Source organism: Litchfieldella xinjiangensis, from assembly GCF_000759345.1.
Classification (GTDB): domain Bacteria; phylum Pseudomonadota; class Gammaproteobacteria; order Pseudomonadales; family Halomonadaceae; genus Litchfieldella_A; species Litchfieldella_A xinjiangensis.
The window spans coordinates 780,904-798,708 of the sequence record NZ_JPZL01000001.1; the positions used below are offsets into that span (position 1 = coordinate 780,904).

Annotated in this window: 15 protein-coding genes and 1 other RNA gene; 4 read left to right on the forward strand and 12 right to left on the reverse strand. The window is 61.4% G+C overall.

Features of this window, described 5'->3' with window-relative positions; genetic code table 11:
* Window positions 1-61 precede the first annotated feature (61 nt).
* The 4 genes from JH15_RS03745 to JH15_RS03760 all read right to left on the reverse strand — a co-directional run bounded on the left by JH15_RS03745 (window position 62) and on the right by JH15_RS03760 (window position 4,972).
* Window positions 62-1,738: an AMP-binding protein gene (locus tag JH15_RS03745; RefSeq protein ID WP_043527140.1), complete on the reverse strand. Its 1,677-nt coding sequence runs from the start codon at window positions 1,736-1,738 to the stop codon at window positions 62-64.
* A gap of 170 nt (window positions 1,739-1,908) precedes the next feature.
* Entirely contained in the window at window positions 1,909-2,697 is a 789-nt protein-coding gene (locus JH15_RS03750) for a class II glutamine amidotransferase (RefSeq protein ID WP_043527142.1), read from the reverse strand.
* Window positions 2,690-4,525: a VWA domain-containing protein gene (locus JH15_RS03755; protein ID WP_052383879.1), complete on the reverse strand. Its 1,836-nt coding sequence runs from the start codon at window positions 4,523-4,525 to the stop codon at window positions 2,690-2,692. Before JH15_RS03755 ends, JH15_RS03750 begins: the two co-directional genes overlap by 8 nt.
* A 9-nt stretch (window positions 4,526-4,534) precedes the next feature.
* Entirely contained in the window at window positions 4,535-4,972 is a 438-nt protein-coding gene (locus tag JH15_RS03760) for a hypothetical protein (RefSeq protein ID WP_043527145.1), read from the reverse strand.
* Window positions 4,973-5,048: 76 nt separating this feature from the next.
* Here JH15_RS03760 and JH15_RS03765 point away from each other — a divergent pair, with 76 nt between their 5' ends.
* Window positions 5,049-7,115 (forward strand): S9 family peptidase, encoded by a 2,067-nt coding sequence (locus JH15_RS03765; RefSeq protein ID WP_043527147.1) that lies wholly within the window; start codon window positions 5,049-5,051, stop codon window positions 7,113-7,115.
* Window positions 7,116-7,178: 63 nt separating this feature from the next.
* Here JH15_RS03765 and JH15_RS03770 read toward each other — a convergent pair whose 3' ends face one another.
* From JH15_RS03770 to ffs, 7 genes are all read right to left on the reverse strand, one after another.
* Window positions 7,179-7,625: a YcgN family cysteine cluster protein gene (locus JH15_RS03770; RefSeq protein WP_043527150.1), complete on the reverse strand. Its 447-nt coding sequence runs from the start codon at window positions 7,623-7,625 to the stop codon at window positions 7,179-7,181.
* Window positions 7,626-7,630: 5 nt separating this feature from the next.
* Entirely contained in the window at window positions 7,631-7,924 is a 294-nt protein-coding gene (locus JH15_RS03775) for a YcgL domain-containing protein (protein ID WP_043527153.1), read from the reverse strand.
* The gene (gene rnd, locus JH15_RS03780) at window positions 7,924-9,057 is read right to left on the reverse strand and encodes a ribonuclease D (protein WP_043527155.1); all 1,134 of its coding nucleotides are present in this window, start codon (window positions 9,055-9,057) and stop codon (window positions 7,924-7,926) included. The genes JH15_RS03775 and rnd overlap by 1 nt, the downstream gene beginning before the upstream one ends.
* Window positions 9,058-9,102: 45 nt before the next feature.
* The gene (recR, locus tag JH15_RS03785) at window positions 9,103-9,708 is read right to left on the reverse strand and encodes a recombination mediator RecR (protein WP_043527158.1); all 606 of its coding nucleotides are present in this window, start codon (window positions 9,706-9,708) and stop codon (window positions 9,103-9,105) included.
* Window positions 9,708-10,034, reverse strand: coding sequence for a YbaB/EbfC family nucleoid-associated protein (locus tag JH15_RS03790; protein WP_043527160.1), 327 nt, complete (start codon window positions 10,032-10,034; stop codon window positions 9,708-9,710). The genes recR and JH15_RS03790 overlap by 1 nt, the downstream gene beginning before the upstream one ends.
* A 35-nt stretch (window positions 10,035-10,069) precedes the next feature.
* Complete coding sequence (dnaX, locus tag JH15_RS03795; RefSeq protein WP_043527163.1) at window positions 10,070-12,040, reverse strand: DNA polymerase III subunit gamma/tau; 1,971 nt, start codon at window positions 12,038-12,040, stop codon at window positions 10,070-10,072.
* Between the two features lie 214 nt (window positions 12,041-12,254).
* An RNA gene (gene ffs, locus JH15_RS17710) (signal recognition particle sRNA small type) lies at window positions 12,255-12,351 on the reverse strand.
* Between the two features lie 218 nt (window positions 12,352-12,569).
* Here ffs and JH15_RS03800 point away from each other — a divergent pair.
* The gene (locus JH15_RS03800) at window positions 12,570-13,793 is read left to right on the forward strand and encodes an ATP-grasp domain-containing protein (RefSeq protein WP_043527165.1); all 1,224 of its coding nucleotides are present in this window, start codon (window positions 12,570-12,572) and stop codon (window positions 13,791-13,793) included.
* A 30-nt stretch (window positions 13,794-13,823) separates the two neighbouring features.
* On the forward strand, window positions 13,824-15,869 hold the full coding sequence (locus JH15_RS03805) for a hypothetical protein (RefSeq protein WP_043527166.1): 2,046 nt from the start codon (window positions 13,824-13,826) through the stop codon (window positions 15,867-15,869).
* Here JH15_RS03805 and JH15_RS03810 read toward each other — a convergent pair.
* On the reverse strand, window positions 15,851-16,879 hold the full coding sequence (locus JH15_RS03810) for an AbrB family transcriptional regulator (protein WP_043527167.1): 1,029 nt from the start codon (window positions 16,877-16,879) through the stop codon (window positions 15,851-15,853). The two genes, JH15_RS03805 and JH15_RS03810, sit on opposite strands and share 19 nt — an antisense overlap.
* A gap of 150 nt (window positions 16,880-17,029) precedes the next feature.
* Between JH15_RS03810 and JH15_RS03815 the strand changes: the two genes are divergently transcribed.
* The gene (locus tag JH15_RS03815) at window positions 17,030-17,794 is read left to right on the forward strand and encodes a TlyA family RNA methyltransferase (protein ID WP_043527168.1); all 765 of its coding nucleotides are present in this window, start codon (window positions 17,030-17,032) and stop codon (window positions 17,792-17,794) included.
* Window positions 17,795-17,805: the final 11 nt, after the last annotated feature.

The window sequence follows — 17,805 nt, forward strand, 5'->3', positions numbered from 1 at the left end:
CTTGGGGCGGGCAGATAGTGTACCGCTAGCTGCTAGACGCTGCCTAATCGGCCCGTCGAGTTCAGGACTCGCGCGTCGGCGCAGGGCCGTCGCGAAGCTCGCGACGCAACACCTTGCCTACGTTGGTCTTGGGCAGTTCATCTCGGAATTCGACGAATTTCGGTACCTTGTAGCCGGTCAGTTCCTTCTTGCACCAGGCGCGCAACGTCTCGGCATCCAGTTCGGGATTACGCGACACCACGAACAACTTGATGGCCTCGCCGGCATTGTCGTCGGGTATCCCCACGGCAGCCGCTTCGACGACATCTGGATGACCGGTGACGACATCCTCGATCTCATTGGGGTAGACGTTGAAGCCCGAGACGATGATCAGGTCTTTCTTGCGATCCACGATACGGATGTACCCATCGTCCTGAAGTACGGCGACATCACCGGTGCGGATCCAGCCGTCGGCATCGATGGCCTTTTGGGTTTCCTCGGGCAGGTTCCAGTAGCCTTTCATGACCTGGGGCCCTTGCACGCAAAGCTCGCCCGGCTCGCCGAGTGGCAGCATGTTGCCGTCATCGTCGATGACCTTGACCGAGGTACCCGCGACCGGCTTGCCGATGGTCCCGAGCTGGATTGCGTCGACGGGATTGAACGAGACGATCGGCGAGGTCTCGGTCATGCCGTAACCCTCTGCGACGGGACAGCCGGTAACCTCCTCCCAGCGCTGAGCCGCCGCCTTGGTCAGCGCCATCCCCCCCGAAATGGTCAGCTTGAGCTGCGAGAAGTCGAGCTGACGGAAGTCGTCACGATTGCATAACGCATTGAACAGGGTATTCAGCCCAATGAAGCCCGAAAAACGGTATTTCTTGAGTTCCTTGACGAAACCTTCGAGATCCCGGGGATTGGTGATCAGGACCGAGTGATTGCCGGTTTCGACCATGAATAGGCAATTCACCGTAAAGGTATAGATATGGTAGACCGGCAAGGGCGCAATGATCGTCTCGTTGCCATCTGCCAACGCGGGACCGATCGCCTCACGCGCCTGGAACATGTTGGCGATGAGATTGCGGTGGGTCAGCATGGTGCCCTTGGCGCGCCCGGTAGTCCCGCCGGTATATTGCAGTGCTGCCACGTCCTCGGCTTGGCGAGACACGTCCTGATGGGACAACCCCTGCCCTTTGACCAATGCCTGGCGGAACGACACCGCCATGGGAAGTGAATAGGCGGGCACCATCTTCTTGACGTACTTGACCACGGTATTGATCAGTTGACGCTTGGGGAAGCCATGCATGTCCCCCAGCTCAGTGACCAGCACATGCTTGATATCCGTCCGGTCGAGGATCTTCTCCACCTTGGCGGCCATATTGGCCAGGATGAGGATCGCCTTGGCACCGGAATCCTTGAACTGGTGGGCCATCTCTCGTTCGGTGTACAGCGGATTGGTATTGACCACGATCAATCCCGCACGCAAGGCACCGAACACGGCCACAGGAAATTGCAGCACGTTGGGCAACTGGATGGCTATTCGATCACCCGGCTCCAGATCGGTCTCGTGCTGCAGCCAGGCGGCAAAATGTTGGGTCTGACGGTCCAGCTCCGTGTAGCTCAGAGTCTGGCCCATGCAGGTGAAAGCCGGACGATCTCCGTAACGCTCCACGGAAGTCTGAAAGACGTCCATTACCGAGGAATACTGCTCGAGCCCTTCCAGGGGTTGACCGACAAGAATCGGGTCGGTGGCGTGCTCATTCATTGATTGGTCTCCGCGATCATGGCGTCCGCAACGTCGTGTATCTTGTTCTTGGCCGCAGTCTAAAACGAACGATTGAAACTATCGATTGAACCTTTTGGTAAAGACGCCTTACCTCATAAGCCTATGAGTGTTTTCAGTAAGAACAAGTTCACGCCCTAGGCCGACGATGCCTAACCTTCGAAGGCACCCAGACGTGCCAGTATCTCTCCGTCTCGCCAGACGAGAAGCTCACCCGGCACCATGCGATGCCATGATTCGTTATCGGTCAATGGCTCGGTCGCCAATACAGAGACGACGTCCTGTTCGGTCGTGTGCTCGACGAAGTCGACGCTGAGTTCGGCATCACTGAGGTGCGCCTTGCCGAAGGGGGCGCGACGCGTGATGTGAACCAGTTTCGTGGCGCAGTAGGTATACAGATGCTGACCGTCGGAAAGCAGCAGGTTGAAGACCCCAAGGCCACGCATCCGTTCGCACAGCCCGTGCAACACATCCCATAACTCCCGGGGAGACTCGGGCGGCGAAGCGAAACGACGGCGCAATTCACCCAGGAGATGACAAAAGGCATGTTCGCTGTCGGTCTCGCCGATCGGTTGGTAGTAAGAGAGTGGCAAGTCCTGCCAGCCCTGTAGCTGACCGTTATGGGCATAGCACCACTGTCGTCCCCACATCTCACGCGAGAAAGGATGCGTATTGGCCAGCCGTACCTGCCCGACATTGGCCTGGCGGATGTGACTGATCACCACGTGCGACTTGATGGGATAGTCGCGTATCAGCCTGGCTATCGGCGAGTGAACGGATGGGTGGGGATCGCGAAATTCACGGTAACCGCCTTCCTCATAGAAGGCGATTCCCCAGCCGTCACGATGAGGGCCACAGCCACCGCCCCGCTCGAGAAACCCCGTCAAGCTGAAACAGATATCCGTGGGCACGTTGGCGCTCATGCCCAGTAACTCACACATGCGGTTCCTCCACTCGCCGTCGCTTACCATGTCGACGCGAAACGAAACGCCGCCAGAGCTTGACGATCAGAAACAGGAACAGCAGCGGCAAGGCCAGCAGGATCCAGAGGCGGGGATCGTCACCATGTTCGCGAGCCACGCGCTGAACGCCCGGTGCCGCTTCTTCCAGGAATGACTGGGCACGGCGTGGAATCGCATTGATGGCCGAGACGATACGATCGGCCAGCTCCTGCTCTGGCTCCTCTGCCGGCGCCTCATCCAATTCGCCTCCCAGCGGCTGCGACTGCACGTTGGCCCCATCGATACGGGCCTCCCCCAAGGTGATCTCTCCGTTGGGGTTGAGCATCAGGCGAGGCAGACGGATCTCCCGCGTCTCGCCATCCAGCGTCACGCTAGCATTGAGCAACAGGGGAACGCTGATGGTGGGGTCGAGCTCGGGCAGCACGATCCGCCAGCGGGCCTCGCCCTCCGCCTGCACGTCCAGGGTTTCGCCCTGAAGTTCCGCCCGCGGCTCGGTGTTATCGACATCGAGCCGCGGGTGCTCGGCACTCAGCATGACCCGGCTGCGCTCATCGTCGAGCTGCGCACTGATCGCCGGTACGACATTGGCCGCCTGGATACGCTGACGCTGGAACGCCTCACTCTCTGCAGAGACCACCAGGCGCGCATTACCGACCAATGCGGGGGCAGGTAACGTCCCCTCGAAACGGCCGTCACTCTGCTCCAGGCTGACGCCTGATTGGGCTTCGCCATCGGGATCCTGAAGTTCGGCACGGATCTCGATGTCCTCGGGCAATGCATCGCCCTGGAGTCGCTCTTCCTCTCTGGCCAGCCACACCGTGAGAGGCAGGTCGAACCCCAGATAGAGCGTGGGGGGAAGCTCGGACGTCTGCAGCACCAACGATGAGTCGACACTGATACGGCTATCGCTGCCGAACTCGCCCTCGACGCGCCATACACCCTGCTGCGGCGAGGGTATCGTAATCAGATCGAAGCGGGATTCGCTCTGCCAGCGCTGGGCATCGGGTCGATCTTCTGCCTGGTAGCGCCGGCCCTCGGGGTCGATCAGGGTCAGCGGCGGTGCATCGGGCTCATGGAAGAGCAGCGCGGAGAACGAATCGACCCCTTCATCGATGGTGAAGCGTCCCTGCGCGTCGAGGGGTACCTGATCCACTGGATAGATACGCTCGAGAATGCTGAGGAAGGCACGCAACAGGGATTCGGAAGACTCCGCCAGCGTTGCCAGCCCCCCGGTTTGCTGCGCCATCTGCTCGACAAGAGCCAGGTCGGCATCGGGCGAAAAGGCAACTGCGTGAATCACGACATCCTCTTCGGCCAACCGGGGTGCGACCTCGTTCAACAAGCGAGCCCGCGACTGGGCATCCTGCGCCGCCTTGTCCTGGCCTTCGGCAGGCACGTCGATGACCCCATCCGTCAATAGCACCAGATGACGCCGACCACGGCCTGGCGACTGGCTGGCCTGACGAATGGCAGCTTCGATATCGGTGAACTGTTGATAGTTGGCCAGGGAGGTCGCAAGCGATAGGGCCTGTTCTCGCCATTCGCCATCCACCTCGTCCACTGGCAGCGGATTGTCGACCGTTTCCCCGAACGTCCAAACGCCGCCTCGCCCCTCGGCAGGGAGCAGGGCCGCAAGCAGCTCCAGCGCGCTACCGCTAAGCTGCTCGGGATCGTTCTCCTTCATGCTACCCGAGACATCGAAGATGACGCGAACATCGGGCTGCTGCTCGGATGCCTCCTGCTGGGCAACGACGGGAAGCGACAATAACATCAGGCAATACAGACCAAGCCCCAACAAGACGCGCATGCTTTCCCCTTAACCCATCACTGGCTCACGACGCCGCTGCTCGGAAGTTTCCGAGCGTTTCGGCGTCCCTCGATCATCCCTGTTCCGGGTGTCGTCATCGTTGCGACGTCGCCATAGCCACCACAAGGCCACCCCGGTTGCCGCCCCTACCGCCATGGCCAAGGCGACCAGGGTAAAGGCGGTGGCAAATGTCCCGCCGTCTTTCTGGAGGAATGCGATACCTGCCACGACGACGGCGGGCGCCAGTCCGCTATAGGTCTCACCTTCCTCGATCAGCGAGATCGTGAAGCGCGAAGGCATCCATATGGCCCCGGCCACCACTCCTGTAATCACCAGGCGCGGCAGTAGCGGCAGGAACCGAATGCCGAAATACCCCGTCACCAAGACTATCAGCGACAATAGGCCATAAATCAGCCAAAGTAACGGCATTGAATCGGATATCAACATGCAGGCCTCCTGGCATGACTAGGCTTGTGCATGTACGAATCGCACATGCAATACGCAACATGGTACACCGCACCACATGAAAGCACAGCCGCCCGAACACAACGTCGTTCCCACGCAAGGCACGCGCCCCGTTGACGCATTTCGGCGTGAAGACGATCCAGAATGGCACTGGCTCGAGGATCGTGACGATCCCCAGGTTACCGCCTTCCTGGAAGCCGCCAATGCGCAATTCAGTCAGTGGTTCGCTCCGTTGGAGCCACTGGTCGAATCCCTGTATACCGGCCATTTGTCACGCCGTGAATTGGCGGTCAAGGGGCTGTCGGCGCCGCTGGATCATTATACCTACTGGAGTGAAACGGCGGCCGATGCCGATTACCCCGTATGGTGGCGCCATCCCAACGGGAACGCGAACCAGCCACAGCGATTCCTCGATCTGGAGGCACGAGCGCGCGAGCATAGCTTCCTCGAGCTCGGGGATATGGCCATTTCTCCCGACGAAGCGTGGCTGGCATGGACCGAGGACACTCAAGGCAACGAATACTTCGAACTGTTTCTCAAGCGTCTGCCCGATGGCGAACCCCGCCGCCTGCTGGGGGATATCGGCCCTGAGCTGACCTGGGCCGAGGACAATCGTACGCTGATCTTTACCCGCTACGACGCGACCCAACGCCCCGAAAGCGTCTGGCAATTGGCGATCGATCATCTAGACGATGCGCCCCGCCTGGTCTTTCATGAAGCCGACCCCGAGTTCTGGGTCGGCTTGGGCAAGACCCGTTCACGGGCCTGGCTGGTTATCGAGAGCGCCTCCAAGGACACCTCGGAATCGCACCTGATCCCCGCGCAAACACCAGATGTACAACCTCGCTGCTTTCTGCCTCGCGAAACAGGGGTCGAGTACGGCATCGACCATCGCCCAGGCGTGTTCTATCTACTTCATAACCGTGATGGGGCCACCCACTTCCAGCTCGATACCGTACCGGAGGACGCCGAGGGCGAGTGGCAGCCCCTGGTCGCACACCGCAACAACCAGACCCTCGAGGGCCTCGATGCCTTCGCCTGGGGACTCGTGCTCACCGAGCGCGACCACGACCAGGCCCAGGTTCATCTGCGGGTGATAGAGCTCGACAATACGCACCATGTGGTACGCGATGAGCGACTCCCCCTTCCCGAAGCACCGTGTAGCCTGATGCTGGGCGACACGCCCCATTTCGATGTCCGCAAGCTACGTCTTCGCGAGGAATCCTTCACACTACCGGTCCGCTGGATCGAGCATGATCTCGATAGCGGCGAGCGCCGGCTGCTCAAGGTCCAGCCGATTCTCGGGGACCTGCAACCGGAGCAACTCGTCTGTCAGCGAATCTGGGCAACCGCCCATGACGGCGAGCGCATCCCCGTCTCGGTCGTGGCGCGTGCCGATCGCTTGGGTCAAGCACCCTTGCCCACCCTGCTATACGGTTACGGCGCTTATGGCGAGGTGCTGGATCCCTGGTTCTCGGTGGCCAGGCTCGAACTGCTCGAACGCGGCGTGGCCTTCGCCGTGGCGCATGTCCGCGGCGGCGGCGACCGGGGTGAGCCGTGGTATCTGGCCGGCAAGCTGGAACACAAGGAAAACAGCTTCCGCGACTTCCTGGCTGCCCGAGACGCCCTGGTCGAGGCGGGGCTGTCCGATGGTTCGCGTATTGCCGCCTATGGCGCCAGTGCGGGCGGACTATTGGTGGGCGCCAGCCTCAACCTGGCCCCCGAGGCATTTTGTGCCGCGGTACTGGACGTGCCGTTCGTCGACGTCCTGCGCACCATGGAAAACCCCGATCTACCGCTGACGACGGCGGAATACACGGAATGGGGGAACCCCGATGAACCGGCGGTAAGGCGACGCATCGGGGCCTATTCCCCACTCGACAATCTATCAGCGCAGCCTTACCCCAGCGTGTTCCTGCAGGGTAGTTGGCACGATTCGCGAGTGCCCTACTGGGAGCCGGCCAAGCTCTATGCCCGCTTGACCGAACTGGGTAGCGCCCGAGGCCCGGTGGTGCTGAGGACTGACATGGCCGCCGGTCATGGCGGTGCCTCGGGCCGCTTCAAGGCCTGGCACGACAATGCCCGACAGGACGCTTATATCCTTTGGGCACTTGGCTTGGCGTAAGGGTGGGGGCGATCGAAGGGGCGGCACCACAGCCACAGCATACGGTGCTCCCCCTTCAGCCGATCAATCGATAGGCAGGATGGCAATGATATGGTCCTCGAGTTCCTCCTCGGGGACCTGCTGCTGGGGGATGGCGAAACTTCTCACACTGACTCCCTTGCGATGCATGCGCTGCGCGTCGCCACTCAATAGCGGATGCCAGGCCGCCAACTTGCGCCCTTCATGAACGCGTCGATAAGCACAGGAGTGGGGAAGCCATTGCAACTGGCCGACCATACCTGGGGTCAGCTTGGTACAGCCAGGCACCTTGGCGAAGCGATTGGCATAATCGCTGCACTGACAGCTCGCTATGTCGAGCAGCTCGCAGGCCACGTTGAGCACCGCGACCTGGCCAGTATCCTCCTCCTCGAGCTTGAGCAGACAGCATTGCCCACACCCGTCGCAGAGGACTTCCCACTCTTCGTCGGTCATCTCGTCGAGTGAGTACCGTTCCCAGAACCGTTCACGCATCACGATCAATAGCGAGCTTCGGTGGGCGTGCGATACAGGTCGAGCATGTACGGCTCCTTCCCCGGTGGCATCTGCAGGTAGAACCCCTTTTCACGAATGGCGGCGATGATATCCGCCGACCGTGCGCGCGCCAGCGGTTTGTTCGGATCGAGCAATAGCGTCATGACGGCCTGGGGCTTGCCGAACCGCTCCAGCAACGCGTCGGGAACCGCTTCCAGCCCCTGGCGCTTGTCGATGTAGAGGTACATCTCCTCCTTGCGGGGGCTTCGAAATATTTCGCATAGCACACGGCCATTCATCATGACGTCGTTTCCCGTTCTTCAAGTGCAGCCCGGAGCGGATCCGCCAAGCGCTCACCGCGCCACCCTTGCGGCAGAGGCAGCGGCCGATCCAGGAGATCCGCCGTAACCAACGCTTCTAGATCACGGCGCCGCATCAGCAGCTCGGGAGCCACGCCTAGCGAATCCGCTTCGTCATTGACCACCCGCTTCAAGGCCTTGAGGCGTTTCTTGAAGCCATTCCCCATCGGCGAGGGCAGCGCTTCGGGCAGCTCGTCATCGTCTGCATGATGGGCCTGCCTGATCAGCTCCAACAATACGTCGCCTTCACGCTTCACCACGGCCGGTTTGAGGCCTTCGATCGCCGCCAGCTCGTAGCGGTTGGCCGGCATTTTCTCGGCTATGGCAAACAGCAGCTTGTCATTGATCAGCCATCCGCGCGGCTTGTCGCGCTTGCGCGCTTCCGCCTCACGCCAGGCCGTCATGCGCCGGTAGGCATCGATCTGACGAGGCGCCAGGCGCCATAACTGACGGTTGCGTAAATACCATTGGCCATCGCTATCACTGTCCCGGCCAGCCTGCACCACCAGTAGATCGCACTCGGCCTGCAGCCAGGCCAAGCGCCCTAGGCGTTCCAGAGCGTCGCGCTGGGCTTGCCAGACGTGCAACAGGTGCACCACATCCAGTGCGGCATAACGACATTGAGCCTCGCTCAAGGGGCGTATCAGCCAGTCGGAGCGCGTCTCGTCCTTGGGCAATACCTCGCCGGTCCAATGTTCGACCAGCCGCTGATATCCCATGGCAGGGTCTTCGCCCAACAGGGCCTGGGCGATCTGGGTATCGACCAGCGGCGACACGGTCACCCCTGCCCAACTGGCGATGACCTCGATGTCCTCGCTGGAGGCATGGATAACCTTCAGCGGGCCCGAGGCCAGCAAGTCCTGGAGGGCCGGCGTGGCCGACACCGCCACGGGATCGATCAGGTAGACCGTTTCACCGGCATAGAGCTGAACCAGCGCCGGCACGGGATGGAAGGTCGATTCACGAAAGAATTCGGTGTCCAATGCCAGCACGTCCGCGCCGCTTAGAGCGGCACAGGCGTCGTTCAGTGCATTGGGGGTATCGATCCAGAGAATGTCAGGGTCCTGGCGCATGCAGCGTCCGTGGTTGTTCTACCAAATGGATGAGAGAGGGTTGGCTCATTCGCTGGAAAAAGGCAAGCGACCATTGAAGGCACGGCTCAGCGTCCCCCCATCGACATACTCGAGTTCCCCGCCCATGGGCACGCCATAGGCCAACCGCGACAGTCGAATCGAACTATCCTCGAGCTGAGCGGCGATATAGTGCGCTGTGGCTTCCCCCTCGACGGTGGGGTTGGTCGCCAGGATCAGCTCTTCGATTCCGCCTTCGGCGAGTCGTTCGCCAAGCTGATCGAGCCCGATATCTTCAGGCCCGATGCCATCCAGCGGCGAGAGATGGCCATGCAGCACGAAGTACTGGCCCAGATACCCCCCGGCATCTTCGATCGCGAGCATGTCGGCCGGGGACTCTACCACGCACAGCAGCCGCTCATCGCGCCGAACACTTCGACACAGCCCGCAGACCGGTTCCTCCGTCAGGGTGCGACAACGGCGACAGTAACCGACTTCCTCGAGGGCACGGGTCATGATCTCGGCTAGCCGGCGGCCGCCGTCGCGGTCGCGCTCCAGCAGGTGCAGCGCCATCCGCTGTGCCGTCTTGGGCCCCACGCCCGGGAGAACCCTGAAGCTCTCCAGCAGACGATCGACGAGCGGGGAGAAGCTCATCAGAACGGCATCTTGAAGCCGGGCGGCAGATTCAGGCCCGAGGTGACCTCTTCCATCCTGGCACGCGAATTGGTCTCCACCTTGCGCACGGCATCATTGACGGCAGCCGCCAGCAGATCCTCGAGCAGTTCCTTATCTTCTTGCATCACGCTGGGGTCGATCTCGACCTTGCTGACGTCGTGGCGACCGTTCATCACGATCTTGATCATGCCGGCCCCGGCTTCACCGGTGACTTCTTCACGCGCCACTTCTTCCTGAACGCGCTGCATCTTTTCCTGCATTTCCTGAGCCTGCTTCATCAGGTTGCCCATTCCGCCCTTCATCATGACGTCACCTCAAGGAATCGTTGGACCGAGGGTACTCAGTCCTGGGGTGTCACGGTGCCTTCGATCAGTCGGGCACCGAATGCGTTCTGCAGTTTCTGGATATGTGGGTCGTCCTGCAAGGCTTCAACCGCCTGGGCATGCCGTGCGGCAGCCAGCCGATCCGCCATTGCCTTGGGCGTTTCCAGGCCGGGCGGCAGGTCGGCGACCACGATCTCAAGGCGTCGAGTCACGCCCGCCACGTCCAGGGCCTTCTGAATCCGTTCGACATGCACGTCAGCGTTCATTGCCGATTGAGACGGGTCAAGGCGCAGACAAAGCCGCTGCCCATCATCATGGTCGACCGTGCAGTGAGCCGCTAGGTTACGTGTGAGCCCACCGAGCTCGAGTCGCGTGAACAGCGCCAGCCAGGCCGCATGGTCGAACCCTGCCGCCGGAGATGATTGCGCGGATACGACCTCGGCTTCTACCGTCTCAGCTTCGACAGGCTCGGCGATGGCCAAGTCACCCGAGTCTTGATCCGGTCGAACCATATCCCGGGAAGGAGAGGGAGGATCTATCCGAACGGCCGAGGCAGGCTCGATCTCCTCCTGCGGCTCCCAGGGAGGGGGTGGCTCATATCCCACGCTCTCGTCTGGCGCTTGCCACTCGGTATCAGGCGCTTGCCCTGCAGGCGTCTCGGCAGGACCGGTCTCGTAGGCGGTGGTTCGCTCAGCCTGCGCGTCCTGTGGCTCTGGTTCTGGTTCTGGCTCAGCAGGAAGCTGCGCAGACGAATCCTGGCTTGGCGTATCCTGCGTCGGAGCGCCCTGCCCTGCCGAGGCCGAAGACGTCGAGGACACAGAATCAGACGTGGCAATCTCCGGAGTCGCCCTGAGGGGCAAGGGTGTCTGGGCGGGCTTGGGCACGCCCTGAGGGCGAAAAGCCAGCATGCGCAACAAAGTCATTTCTAGTGCGGTGCGTGCATCCGGGGCATGCTCCATGTCGCCCCGCCCTTGAAGCCCGATCTGGTAATACAACTGGACATCTTCGGCGGTAAACCGCGCAGCCAAGGCCAGCAGCGTCTCCCGATCGCCATGCCCGTTGTCCAGCGCATCAGGCACCATCTGGGCAATGGCCAGTCGGTGCAGAACCCCCGACAAGTCATCCAGCACGCCGGCAAAATCAGGGCCCTGCTCGGCCAGGCTCGCCACCTCTGAGAGTACACGAGCGGCATCGACCTCGGCCAACGCCTCGACCAGCGCCATGAGATGGCGATGATCCAGTGTACCCAGCATGGCCGCCACGTCACGATGGCGCACCTCGCCCTGGCCAAAGGCTATGGCCTGGTCGGTGAGGCTCATGGCATCGCGCATCGACCCGTCGGCCGCCTTGCCAAGGAGCCACAAGGCGCTTTCGTCGAAGGCGACCCCCTCGGCGCCGAGAACATGAGACAAATGCTCGACGATGCGCTCCGGCGGCATGTTCTTGAGCGTAAACTGCAGACACCGCGACAGCACCGTGACCGGCAATTTCTGCGGGTCGGTCGTGGCCAGCAGGAACTTCACATGCGGAGGCGGCTCCTCCAGCGTCTTGAGCAGCGCATTGAAGCTGTGCGTGGAGAGCATGTGCACCTCATCGATGAGATACACCTTGAACCGGCCCTGCGTGGGAGCGTATTGCACGTTATCGAGCAACTCGCGAGTGTCTTCCACCTTGGTGCGAGAGGCGGCATCGACCTCGATCAGATCGACGAAGCGGCCTTCATCGATCGCCGTGCAGTTCTGACACTGGCCGCATGGGGTCGAGGTAACAGCGCTCTCACCCTCCCCCTTGGCGGTGCAGTTCAAGCACTTGGCAAGGATGCGCGCCAGGGTGGTCTTGCCGACACCGCGGGTCCCGGTAAACAGGTAGGCGTGGTGCAACCGCCCCTGATCGAGGGCATTGACCAGCGCGCGCTGGACATGCTCCTGGCCGACCAGTTCATGAAAGGTGCGCGGCCGCCACTTACGTGCCAGTACCTGATAGCTCATGGAGCGCGGTTCCTCGAAACAAGATGGAAGCGACCCGGCATTCACCGGCGCCCAGCGGTAACCGAACATTCTACCGGCTGGCGGAGGGAGCGAAAAGCAAGCTCGACCCAAACGGGCAAACATTCACCTCGGGGGGACATCAAAGGCAGAGAAATCGATCGGAGCATGGGAAAGCGACACGAGAAACGCATTCGCCTCCCTGAAAGGAGGCAGCCCCCGACAGCCACATCCCGGCACACGCAGCCACCACTACCGTTGCTCCCTTCCGGGCCTGGCGGGGTTCGCGGTTTAGCGTTGCGGGAGGACCGACGGGGGCCACCACAGCGGACAGGCAAACGTATGCGATCACCTGCTCATTCATCACGGAGGCCCGAAACAGCCAACCCCCGTGCGAATGCGAGCGCACTATAACAGCGCCCCCCTGGCCTCGCAAGGGAGGCACACCACCATAAAGCAAGCAAAGGTTCGCTCCAGCACCTAGGCTTAGGGTGTGTGATCGCTCCCTATACTTCACAAGAGGCATAACGACATGGAAAAGGATCCCGATAAGGGCTTCGTCGCCCTTCTAGGCTGGAGCCTGAACGCCGTCGAGGCCGCCGAGAACTTCGACCGCCGCTACATCGTGGTCGCTCCCGACTGGGCCGAGGATTACTGCAAAGAGCACGATATACCCTATACCCCCTGGAACTTCGAGCGACTGAACGACAGATCCCTTGAGATTGCCGAAACGCTGAAGGATATGGGTGTCGACGTCGCTATTCCCCTGTATGAAGAAACGGTGGAATGGGCCGGGGCGATCAATTCCGTTCTGCTCGACAATCCGCGCCTTTACGGCCAGGCCCTGCTGTTGCGTGACAAGGCCTTGATGAAACGTCGCGCGCAGTTGGGTGGCATCCGGGTGGGTATCTTCGAAGAAGCCCATGACCGCGACGACGTGATCCGCTTCCTCAAGCGTGTCAATCAGACGCTACTCAAGCTGGATGGCGACCCCAACGACCCGATTCACCTCAAGGCCTTCGACAAGGCAGGCTGTCTCGGTCACCGCGTGATCCGTACCCCGGATGAGGTCGATACCATCCCCGACGAAGAATTCCCGGTCTTGATGGAGTCGCACCTGGATGGCTGGGAGTTCGCCGTCGAAGCTTGGATCCACAATGGCAAGATTCGATTCCTCAACATCTCGGAGTACGTGACACTCGGCTATTCGGTGTTCGTGCCTGCCACGCCCGAACTCGAAAAATATCGCGAGCAGATCACGGCGCAGATCGAAAAGCTGATCAAGGCCTTCGATATCGATTTCGGCTTTATCCATCCCGAGTACTTCGTCACCAGCGACGGCGAAATGTACTTTGGCGAGGTGGCCTATCGTCCGCCGGGCTTCAAGGTATTCGAACTCTTGGAGCGGGCCTATGGCTTCAATGCCTACCAAGGCCTGATCCTGTCCTTCGATCCGAAAACCACCGAGCAGGAAATCACCGACTTCTTCCCGCGTGAAGTGGTGGATGCCAAGTGCCATGCCGGCTGCTTCGGGGTCTATCCGCGTCGTCGCGTGGTCAGTCGCCTTGAAATGCCCGAAGAGACCGAGGACCATCCGTACTTCGAGTCCCATGAGCTGACACCGCCGATGGAAGAAACCGTTACCAAGCGTACGGCATTCGGCACTCACTGGGGACTGATCTACTTCTCAGGTGACGATGCACACACCATGCGCGATTTGCTGAAGCGGCAGGAAGACCTCGACTTCTATGTATAATCCCCTGCATTTGGGGCAAAGGGAGTCCGCATGATCGAAGGCGGTCAACATGATGAGAGCAAGCTGGCCATGTTATTGGCCAAGCTTGACCAGGCCACCGATATCCTCGCTCAGGCGCGGGATTTCGCCAAGCCGGCCAAGGTCGGGCGTGTCCTGGATACCGCACGGCGGGTTCTCCTTCAGGAAGGGGGGGTAGCGGCCCTGGAGGCGCGCGCCCCCTCCCTGGAAGAAGCAGGCATTTTCCGGGGTACGGACTGGGCCTCTCCCCAGATTCTTATCCCGTCCTTCACTCCCCAGTCTCTCAAGAGCGGCAACGGCCAAACCGTGGCTCTCGAGGCATTGAGTGAACTCCGTTTATTGGCAGTCGCCAAGGGCGACTACATTCATGGCAACGTCTCCGCTGAGCAGGCACACCATTATCTGACCCAGGTGCTGGCCATCAACCTGGGGCTGCTTTTCATGCCGCTCAGCGAAGCCGATCGCGAAACACAAGGCAAACTGGCCGAGGTGCCACGCGCATTGTTCCAGCACGTGGCCAATGAGATCGGCTACGAGCATGTCATCGATCAATTGATCGATGAGATCTGGCGTATATTGAAACAGCGGCCGATTCAGGTCGAACCCGTCAAGCAGATGATTACCCAGATCGCCCTGTGTCGCGCCAATCCCGAGATCGAACTGGGTTCGAGCGGCCAGGGGGCCGACCGGCTGATAAGTAGCCTGTTCGGTCCTACCCAGGCATCCCGTGAGGACCCGGGAATCGACACCTATCGGGAGCGTCTCCTGGCGATGGACGAGCAGGCGCTACAGAGTGAAGCCAGCGGCTTTGCTCGCGCCATGCATGATACGGGTCTGGTCTCTTCCTACCATGCGGTGCTGCTACGTTATCTGCTCGAGCAGGAAAATCATCTCGTTGCCGAAGCCATGGGCCTGACCGCGACGGGTCGCGATTGCCTGCTTCGCTATCGCCGCCTGGTACAGGCATTGATCGAAGAAGCGATACACCCCGGATCCCCCCAAGCCGTCTATGGCCTGGCCCTGACTCTGGAGCGCGGTATTCTCTTTCAGCCGCCCGTGGTTCCGGCGCTCTGGCGTCAGTTGGCGCTCCCGCTTTCCGAGTGGTCCAAGATGCGACTGCGCATGGCATTCGGCGAGGAGGTCTCGCTACGCGGGCGGCTGCTCGAAGGCGTCTTGTGCATGCTTGGACAGCCTTTGGGGGTCGGCCAGGGCAACAATCCTACATGCCAGTCGGCACGCGCCCTTTCGATGTGGGCATACAACGACCCCGACTACCTGCTGCAGATGGTCGCCTGGGCCGCACGTGATGATGAAATTATCATGCACTTCGAAGGCATGCCGCTCTCCTCGATGGCCAGCCTGTCCGGGGTTGCCAAAGAGTTGCCCATGGATCTCGACCCGGTATCGCTCCTGGTAGTGCCGCATCTCGACCGCATCTACGCGGAGATGGGGCGCCGCTGTATCGGTCGCGAGGGCGACCCGCATCGCTGGGTCAATCCCGAGTTCCATGGTTGGTGGGCGGGGCGCGGGTTCCATATCAATGTCGATGTGGAAACCGGGCAGATCAAGGATCTCGAGGCATTTCTTCGCCATTTCTATGCCAGCTATCATCCCCATTACAATGGGGACCAGCCCTTGATCCACCCTCAACCGGCGGGCATCGCGATCACCGACAGCGCCTGTCGTTTCATTGGCTGGCATGCGATCTCGTTGCTGCGTATCACGCTCGACCCGCGCAATGTCATGCGGGTCTATTTCTTCAACCCCAACAACGATAGCGGCCAGGATTGGGGGGATGGCGTGGTAGTCAGCACGGCGGGCAATGGCGAGCGTTACGGGGAAGCCTCCCTGCCCTTCGAGCAGTTCGCTTCCCGGCTGTATATCTATCACATCGACCCGCTGGAACATGGCGAGCCGGCGGATGTTCCCATCGAGGAGCTCAACCGGGTCAGTGGGTATCTGTATCGCAGCTGGGGAGCCGATCGCCTGCCTGCGCAGGAACTTCAAGCCACCCCCGATGCCGAGGGAGAAGTGAGCCCTCAGCGTACCGGCGGGTAGCGACGGCGTAGATAGCGGGCCCAGAAAGGCGCTACGAACATCAAAGTCACCATGCGCAGCAAATGGTGGAACGCGACGAAGACGGGATCGAGATCCAACGCCACGGCAAGGATGGCCATTTCGCCAATGCCTCCTGGCGCCAGTGCCAGTAACGCCACGTCCCTGGGCACCCCGAGAAGCTGGTGGATCAGCTCGGCAAATAGCGCCAGGATGCCCAGGGCCAACAGCGTAGCCACGACTGCCTGGAACAGGTATCGCCCGAAGCGCCCCCGAGACAAGCCGCGGAAACGTGAACCGATGGCACAGCCCAATACCCATAGCATCAAGTTCATGCCCCAATCGGGTAATTGCAGGCTGGCCAGACCGAAGCCCGACACCAACGCGGCGACCAGTAGCGGAGCGAGAAGGGCCGGGGTGGGCATGCGCAACCAGCGCCCTATCCACAGCAACCCGGGTAGCAGCAATAAAAGCCAGGGGTCCTGCAGCGTGCGGGCCGCCGCCTCCGCCTGGGCGCCACCCTCGTAGGCCCAGAAGAGCGGGGGCAGCAATAGCACCACCAGAACGATGCGTAATGACTGTGCAATCGCGATGCGCTGTGGCTCGCCGCCACACTTGTCGCCCAGCATGATCATCGCCGTCATGGCGCCTGGCGCAGAGGCAAACCAGGCACTCACCGGATCGAAACCACAACGTCGGTACCACGCCGCCGCCGCCGCCGTGGAGGCGGCCACGCCCATCAGCAGCAGCGCTGCGGACAGCGGCCAGTCCGCGACCCGCTCGGCAAGTTGAGGGGTGACCCGACTGCCCAGCACCAGCCCTAGCACACCGAGGAAGATTTCGCGCAGCCCTTCGGGTACCCGTACGTCGTGGCCACGGGCCGAGACGATCAGGTTGGCCACCAGAGGACCCAGCATCCAGGCCAGGGGCAGCCCGGTCAGATCGAAAATCACCCCGCCCACGACACCTACAGCCAACGACCGCCCCAATGCCCATGCCGCGTCCTGCTTCACACCCAATTCCTTTTGTTAAGCGACTAACGAAACGAAGTATGCCACGTCCAGGCGATGCACTCATGCGCCCGTGCGGCGCGAACGACGACTCACCCGCTTCACGCGCCTGCCCGAGCCGATATAATGGCGCCACCTAACAGGATGATCGGCATGCTTCGACTCGACCAACTACTCGTCACCCAAGGCCTGGTACGGACGCGGACCCGCGCCCAGCGCTTGATTCGCAACGGCCGTGTCAGCCTGGCTCAGGATGGCAGGCGCCTGACCAAGCCCGGCGAGAAGTTACCCGAGCAAACCCAATTGCGGGTGGCAGAGGACCCCGAAGAGCGTTACGTGTCCCGCGCAGGGCTCAAGCTGGAGGCGTTGCTGGATAGGTTGGCGCTGCGCCTGGAAGGCCGAACGCTGCTGGATGTCGGCCAATCGACGGGCGGCTTCACCGATTGCGCCCTGCGTTACGGTGCAGCTCATGTCATCGGTATCGAGGTCGGCCATGATCAGCTCGATGAAAGCCTACGGGATGACCCTCGCGTAACGTGCCTCGAAGGACTCAATGCCCGGCACATGGCAGAGGATGAGTCCTTGCGTGCCGCCATGGCACGCCTTGCCCCCCGGGGAGTCGACCTGGCGGTGATGGACGTTTCGTTCATTTCACAAACGCTGATTCTTCCCGAACTGAGTCGTCTGCTGTCCCCAGGTGGGGAGCTACTGTCCCTGGTCAAACCACAATTCGAGGTCGGGCCGGGCAAGGTCAACGATCGCGGTATCGTCAGCGACCCCGCCTTGCATGCAGCCGTCGAGGAGCGAATCAAGGCGTGCTGCCGACAACAGGGCTTCGGCATTCTGCACTGGTCGGACAGCCCCCTGCTCGGTGGCGATGGCAACCGTGAATTTCTGCTGCACGCCCGGCGTCAGTAACCTGTTCAGTT